Source organism: Robiginitalea sp. (genome assembly GCF_049588695.1).
In the GTDB taxonomy this organism is placed as follows: domain Bacteria; phylum Bacteroidota; class Bacteroidia; order Flavobacteriales; family Flavobacteriaceae; genus Robiginitalea.
Genome location: NZ_JBAVZJ010000393.1, coordinates 1 through 6,685 on the forward strand (window position 1 = coordinate 1; position 6,685 = coordinate 6,685).

9 protein-coding genes are annotated in these 6,685 nt (G+C 49.3%); 2 read left to right on the plus strand and 7 right to left on the minus strand.

Features of this window, described 5'->3' with window-relative positions; all coding sequences use genetic code 11:
- The coding region (locus tag WBV75_RS09235) for an META domain-containing protein (RefSeq protein ID WP_424120336.1) at nt 1-452 on the plus strand (452 nt) is incomplete at its 5' end.
- Between the two features lie 98 nt (nt 453-550).
- Entirely contained in the window at nt 551-892 is a 342-nt protein-coding gene (locus WBV75_RS09240) for a VOC family protein (RefSeq protein WP_424120337.1), read from the plus strand.
- Here the strand turns inward: WBV75_RS09240 and WBV75_RS09245 are convergent.
- From WBV75_RS09245 to WBV75_RS09275, 7 genes are all read right to left on the minus strand, one after another.
- Nucleotides 886-2,124 (minus strand): 3-phosphoshikimate 1-carboxyvinyltransferase, encoded by a 1,239-nt coding sequence (locus WBV75_RS09245; protein ID WP_424120338.1) that lies wholly within the window; start codon nt 2,122-2,124, stop codon nt 886-888. The genes WBV75_RS09240 and WBV75_RS09245 overlap by 7 nt on opposite strands.
- A 122-nt stretch (nt 2,125-2,246) precedes the next feature.
- Nucleotides 2,247-2,573, minus strand: coding sequence for a nucleotide pyrophosphohydrolase (locus tag WBV75_RS09250; RefSeq protein WP_424120339.1), 327 nt, complete (start codon nt 2,571-2,573; stop codon nt 2,247-2,249).
- A 130-nt stretch (nt 2,574-2,703) separates the two neighbouring features.
- Nucleotides 2,704-3,156 carry a D-aminoacyl-tRNA deacylase gene (gene dtd, locus WBV75_RS09255; RefSeq protein WP_424120340.1) on the minus strand — a complete coding sequence of 151 codons (453 nt, stop codon included), beginning with the start codon at nt 3,154-3,156 and terminating at the stop codon, nt 2,704-2,706.
- Nucleotides 3,153-4,103 (minus strand): ribosome small subunit-dependent GTPase A, encoded by a 951-nt coding sequence (gene rsgA, locus WBV75_RS09260; RefSeq protein WP_424120344.1) that lies wholly within the window; start codon nt 4,101-4,103, stop codon nt 3,153-3,155. Before rsgA ends, dtd begins: the two co-directional genes overlap by 4 nt.
- Before the next feature lie 241 nt (nt 4,104-4,344).
- Nucleotides 4,345-5,019 (minus strand): head GIN domain-containing protein, encoded by a 675-nt coding sequence (locus tag WBV75_RS09265; RefSeq protein ID WP_424120341.1) that lies wholly within the window; start codon nt 5,017-5,019, stop codon nt 4,345-4,347.
- A gap of 91 nt (nt 5,020-5,110) precedes the next feature.
- Nucleotides 5,111-6,193, minus strand: coding sequence for a chorismate mutase (locus tag WBV75_RS09270; RefSeq protein ID WP_424120342.1), 1,083 nt, complete (start codon nt 6,191-6,193; stop codon nt 5,111-5,113).
- An 8-nt stretch (nt 6,194-6,201) separates the two neighbouring features.
- Nucleotides 6,202-6,685 (minus strand): prephenate dehydrogenase dimerization domain-containing protein (locus WBV75_RS09275; protein ID WP_424120343.1); only part of this gene is annotated, 484 nt, incomplete at its 5' end.

Here is a 6,685-nt window from a genome sequence, read left to right on the forward strand (position 1 = left end):
TTTTTGCTTTGACTGGGTGTTCCTCAAAAAAACAAGCCAAAAAAGCAGCGTTCCCTGGTCCCGCTTCTGTCCCCGAATCCGGGGGCTCTGAAGCCTCAACTCCCTTAAAGGCTCTAAATGTGAATGAATACTACTTTATGGCCTCTGGGATTTCCCCGGACTGGACCCTGGATATCAGTACTGACGGCATTCCCCTCATGACAGGGGAGGAGGATTCCATAATGGAAGGCCTTGAACGACCCTATTTGGAAATTGATAGCCAAAACGCCAAATTCATGGGTTCTGCCTCGTGCAACCAGATGCGGGGTTCCCTTTTTTTTGAACCGGGACTCCTGCGATTCGGCGATATACCTACCACCCGCAAAATGTGTCCGGGCGGGCTGGAGGCGGAATTCCTTAAAAACCCCAAAGTACGACTCACTATAAATTCGGGGACAGACGTCTTACCCTGACCAATCCCAACGGGGTCGAACTGGTCTTTCGAGAAGTGGATTAAAGCCATACGGCGTTGCGCAGTAACCGGGATTAAATCCATACTAATAATGTAACTATGACAGAGAACCACATTGACTATATTGAATTCAGGGCACCTGATCTGAAAGTTATAAAGACCTTTTACACCTCCTGCTTTGGATGGAAGTTTACCGATTATGGACCTGACTATACAGCCTTTGAAAACAGTGGGGTATCAGGAGGTTTTGAAAAGTCGGATGTCGCTGACAGCCGTGGAGTTTTGGTGATTCTTTTTCATAAGAACCTCGAAACTATTCGCGAAACCATCCTGCAATCCGGTGGAACACTACTTCAGGATATATTCTCCTTCCCCGGGGGAAAGCGTTTTCATTTTTCCGATCCCGCCGGAAATGAACTCGCCGTTTGGTCGGATCAATAAGAACCTGCTTCTTCAGTTTTAAAACCGATACGCTCCAGATCTTCCCAAAAACCGGGGTAGGATTTAGAGACCACACCGGCGTCATTAATAAACAAATTACTCCTTAAGGCTAAGGGGGCAAAAGCCATAGCCATTCGATGGTCGTTGTAGGTCTCAATGGAGATTCCGGAATGACATGCCGTACTTTTCTCCAAATGAAGGGAATGGTTTGTGACGCGGATTTGCGCCCCCAATTTTGTCAGCTCTGCCCTGAGGGCTTCCAGGCGGTCGGTCTCCTTGATCTTCAGGGTATGAAGTCCTTTCAGATCGCAGGAGATTCCCAAACCAAAGCAGCAAACCGCCAGGGTCTGGGCCAGATCAGGAGCCTGAACCAAATCGAGGTCCAGATGGGGGGGCAATACCTGTTCTGTTCGTGAAAGCACCAGGGTATCCCCGTCAAATTCAGATCGGACACCCAGGGGTTTAAAGAGCTCGCAGAGTACCCGGTCGCCCTGAAGGGAATCTTCCCTGTAAGCACCCAACCGAATCCTGCTTCCGGGTTTGGAGAGGGCCAGCACACTGAAATAATAAGAGGCTGAACTCCAGTCGGATTCCACCACACAGGTTTGGTCAGGTACTTCCGGGGTGTGAGCTACCCTCAGGGTCTGATCCTGCATTTCGGCGCGGATACCGAGGCGGTTGAGCAGGCCCAAAGTCATTTTAATATATGGGAGGGAGGTAATATGGCCTTTGAGATGAATCTGCAACCCGTCCGGCAAGCCTGGGGCAATAAGTAAAAGGGCCGAGATGTACTGGCTGCTGACATCCGCCGGTAATTCGACCGAAGCTTTGGTAAGCTGTTTTCCCTCGATTCGAAGGGGTGGGCATCCCACTTCCTGAAGGTAGGATACGCTAGCCCCGAGTGCCTCCAGGGCTTCGACCAGAATCTGAATCGGCCGCTGCTTCATCCGGTCCGAGCCTGTAAGTACTACCTCAACCCCTGCCCGACTGGCGTAATAAGCGGTCAAAAAGCGCATGGCCGTTCCCGCATGGTGAATATCAACAAGTCCCTCTTTGGAAGAGAGCGCCTCCTGCATGACCCTGGAATCATCTGAATTCGAAAGGTTTTCAATGCGAATTCCCGGAAAAAGCGCCTGCAGGATCAAAAGGCGGTTCGATTCACTTTTCGATCCCGTAATACGCAGGGATCCATCGATATGACGGGTGGCGGGACCCTGAAGATGCAGTTTCAAAATAGGTATTTCAATTAATGGTTTTGAACTGCAGCTTTAGCAGCGGTTCAAAATACTATAATTACGGGGTTTCGGTTTCCTGAATTTTAAACTCGATTCCCAGGAGACAGTAAAAAACACCTTCACTTGAGTTTAGGATTGTCCCGGTGCCGATTGTGGTCTCGTTCGGTCTTGATCTTGAGCTTGCGATCAAAAGCACCCTGTAAATCTATCCCGGTCTGGTTCGCCAGGCAGAGCACTACAAAAAGTACATCGGCCAGTTCCTCACCGAGATCTTTGTCCTTATCGGATTCCTTTTCGCTTTGTTCCCCATAGCGACGGGCGATAATCCGGGCCACCTCCCCCACTTCTTCAGTGAGTTGGGCCATATTGGTCAGTTCATTAAAATACCGCACCCCATGGTTTTTAATCCACTGGTCAACTGCCTGTTGGGCGTTGGATATGTTCATCAGACGTGATTTTTTTCAAAACTACCGGTTCCGATCCTTTTTGCACAATATTTTTGAATAATTCGCGCATGAGGGGATACCACACCCGGCTATTTGGAATTCTCGCCCAATGCTTAAAAAACTAATTGGATTATTCGCGCATACGGGTGTCAATCCATATGGTTACCGGACCATCATTGCAAAGATCGACTTGCATATCCGCTCCAAAAACCCCCGTCCCCACTTCGCGCCCCAAATATTTTTCCAGCTCCAGGACAAAGGCTTCGTACAGGGGGATGGCTTCCTCAGGCCGGGCAGCCCGAATATAGGAGGGTCGGTTTCCCTTTTTTGTACTGGCCAGGAGCGTAAACTGACTGACCACGATGACCTCCCCACGGGTCTGGTGTACCGAGCGGTTCATCACCCCCTTGTCGTCGTTGAAAATCCTCAGATTGGCAATCTTCGGTGCCAGCCATTGTATATCCTCCGGTGAGTCGCCTACACCAATCCCCAATAAAATAAGGAGGCCTGAACTTATTTCCGATACTTTCTCTCCTGAGATCGCGACACTTGCAGATCGCACCCTTTGTACTACGGCCCTCATACGTCTTCCTTAAGTCCGGTTCGGTAGACATCCTGTTCACCGGTTACCATTTGCACGTAGGAGCGATAGCGGCTCAGGGCCACCGTACCCTCCTCAAGGGCCTCTTTTACAGCGCACCCGGGCTCATCCAGATGCAGGCAGTTGTTAAATCGACACCCGGACTTGAGGGCAAAGAGTTCCGGAAAATAATCCCCGATCTCTTCCTTTTCCATATCGACCAGTCCAAAACCCTTAATTCCCGGGGTGTCGATAATCCGGGCCCCTGATGGCAAATCGTACATTTCCGCAAAGGTGGTGGTATGTTGTCCCTGCTTGTGTTGTTCCGAGATTTGAGCGGTCTTTATTTCCAATTCAGGGGCGATCCGGTTGATCAGGGTAGATTTTCCAATACCCGAATGTCCTGCAAACATGCACGTCTTTCCGGACATCAGGTCAATCACCTGGTCCACGTTCCTTCCGGTGGAAGCCGAGATCCCAATGCACGTATATCCAATATCCCGGTAAAGCGCTGCCATATATTTGGTCTCGTCCTTCAGATGCTCGTCCATGGCGTCTACCTTGTTAAAAAGCAATACACAGGGGACACGATAGGCTTCAGCAGTCGCCAGAAAACGATCGATAAATTCAGGATACGTCTTCGGGTTCTCCAGAGTGACCAGTAAAAAAACAAGATCCACATTGGCAGCGATGATATGTACTTGCTTGGAAAGTTTTACAGATTTGCGCACCAGGTAATTGCGACGATCCATTATTTCGTAAATCTGCCCTACGGTCACATCCCCGTCTTCAACGAGATTAAATCTCACCTCATCCCCCACGGCAACCGGGTTTGTACTTTTAATTCCTTCTATGCGGAAACGTCCTTTAATCCGGCAGTCATAGAAAACCCCTTCCGTGGTTTTTACCCGGTACCAGCTGCCTGTTGATTTGTATACGGTTCCCTGCATTGTATCTGAAGGATAGAGGTGCAAATTACTAATATTCCCGTTAGTGAGGACCACAAGATGTGGGTATAATACCGCTTACCGTCGGGAGCCGCTTCGGGCAATTACCCGTATATTTTCCAGGCATCATCGTTGTCTTAGCGCTGGTGGGGTACGTCTGCCGGGCATACCCCCGGGTTTCGATTCCTACAAAAAGAAGAAGCCGGCAATAAGGGCCGGCTTCTTCTTTAAAAATAAAGGCGATTTAGTTGAGAAAGTAAATTCGTCCGCCCATCATAGTGTCTTTATTGACGCGTTGCGGGTCTCCATACACTCGGACATCTCCCCCGGCCCGAATCTGAATATCCACCTCTTTTGAAGCAAATAATTCAGCTTCTCCCCCGGTACTAACCCGAATACCGGTGTAATCTGTTTTAAGATCACGCCCTTCAAAAATACCTCCCGTATTGAGGGTAATAACCTGATTGGTCGCAATTCCGGAAGCGGTGACTATCCCTCCGGTCACTGCCCTGATCTTGGCATCGTGAACGCTTAAGCCGATCTCAATCTGAGCCCCTTCCTGAGCGCGGAGTTCGATGCGGTCCTGCACCAGTTGTTCATTCCCGATAATCCGGGCACCCTCATTGGCATCGATGATTCTAAGATCGGTGTAATATACTTCGATAAAGGTATCCTCACCCTGGAATTTTTTCTCCAGCGGCATCCGTAACTTCAGGACCCCGTCTTTATTGACAAAATTAATATCCTGTGTATTTCTCCCTTTGATCAGGATGCGGTTTTCGTCGGATTTGATCAGGTTTACCTCTATGAGGTCGAAAACCTTGATTTCCCGGAATTCCCCAACCTCCCGGTCTACAATTCCCTGGGCCGTCAGCCCTGTCATGCTCAGCGCGAAAAATAAAACTAGTAGTGTTCTCATATCTGTGTTTTCTACTTCAAAAGACGCTCCTTCTCACGCATTGTTACACCCCGGCGGAAAAAAATTAAATATCAGTTGTAGCAACCCAAACTCAGGCATTGATAATGGCCTCCTGGTGATTGATGGATTCCTGGTGGATGGCTTTAAACATCTTCAGTACAAATTCTTCACTTAAACCGTGTGCCTGGCCTTCCAGGATCATATTACCTAAAATGGAATTCCAGCGGTTGGTTTGCAATACGGCCACATTCTTCTCCTTCTTCAAAGAACCGATTGCATCTGCCACTTTCATTCGTTTGCCCAAAATATCGATGAGCTGATTGTCAATCACGTCTATCTGAGCGCGGAGATTGCTGAGGTTCTGCCGGTATGCAGCCTCCTGGTCGGTCTCTTTCCGGATGCGTAAATCCCTCATGATCTGCACCAGGCGATCCGGTGTGACTTGCTGGGCCGCGTCGCTCCAGGCCTTTTCCGGATTAGTATGGGTTTCGATCATCAAACCGTCAAAATTCAGGTCGAGGGCGGCCTGGGAAACATCGAAAATCAGGTCCCTGTTGCCCGAGATATGTGAAGGATCATTGATCAGGGGAAGATCGGGGAATCGGGATTGCAATTCAATAGCCAGTTGCCATTCCGGTATGTTGCGGTATTTGGTTTTTTCATAGGTGGAGAAGCCCCGGTGTATCACGCCCAATTTTTGGATGTCGGCTGAACGCAAGCGCTCCACGGCACCCAACCAAAGGGAAAGATCCGGATTCACAGGGTTTTTCACCAATACCACCTTGTCAGTACCCTTAAGGGCATCTGCAATTTCCTGCACAATAAATGGACTGACCGTGGATCGAGCGCCTATCCACAACAGGTCGATATCGTGTTCCAGGGCGAGGTCCACATGGGCCTTATTCGCTACCTCCGTAGCGGTTTTTAAACCGGTTTCTTCCTTTACCCGTTGCAGCCATTTCAGACCAATGGCTCCGACCCCTTCAAAATTCCCGGGACGCGTCCGCGGTTTCCATATTCCTGCCCGGTAATAGTTTACGTCCGTATCCTTAAGCGCATGGGCGATACCCATAACCTGCTCCTCTGTTTCCGCACTGCACGGACCGGCAATCACCAAAGGGTGCGCCAAATTCAAATCGTCTAACCATGTGCGCAAAGCAATCGTATTTTCCATCTTTTTCTTTAGTTTTTTGGCGTTGGAATTCCATTTAATATTTCCCCAATCCGGTTGGTTTCGTCCATTTCTCTGAAAACACCTTTATAGTCGGCGGTGTCGAGCAGGTTTCGAAAACCTTGCAGGTTGGTAATGTATTCGTCCAGGGTCTCCAGGACGTTTTCTCGGTTCTGTTCAAAAATAGGGGTCCACATGGCCGGGGAACTCTTGGCCAGCCTGACCGTGGATTCAAAACCACTCCCGGCGAGGTCAAAGATATCCCTTTCATTCCGCTCTTTTTCAATCACCGTTTTCCCCAGCATAAAGGCACTGATATGTGAAAGGTGTGAAACATAGGCAATATGACGGTCGTGGGCTTCGGGATTCATATACCGGATCCGCATCCCCATCTTCCCAAAGAGGTCCAGCGCCCGTTCCTGAATCCGAAAGGCTGTTTGTTCCACTTCGCAAATGATATTTGTTTTCCCATCGAAAAGGCCTGATACTGCGGCC

Bases quoted from the DNA above. Each gene is read 5' to 3' on its own strand.
- WBV75_RS09240 (WP_424120337.1), top strand. From the start codon at position 551: ATGACAGAGAACCACATTGACTATATTGAATTCAGGGCACCTGATCTG.
- WBV75_RS09250 (WP_424120339.1), bottom strand. From the start codon at position 2,573: ATGAACATATCCAACGCCCAACAGGCAGTTGACCAGTGGATTAAAAAC.
- dtd (WP_424120340.1), bottom strand. From the start codon at position 3,156: ATGAGGGCCGTAGTACAAAGGGTGCGATCTGCAAGTGTCGCGATCTCA.
- rsgA (WP_424120344.1), bottom strand. From the start codon at position 4,103: ATGCAGGGAACCGTATACAAATCAACAGGCAGCTGGTACCGGGTAAAA.
- WBV75_RS09265 (WP_424120341.1), bottom strand. From the start codon at position 5,019: ATGAGAACACTACTAGTTTTATTTTTCGCGCTGAGCATGACAGGGCTG.
- WBV75_RS09270 (WP_424120342.1), bottom strand. From the start codon at position 6,193: ATGGAAAATACGATTGCTTTGCGCACATGGTTAGACGATTTGAATTTG.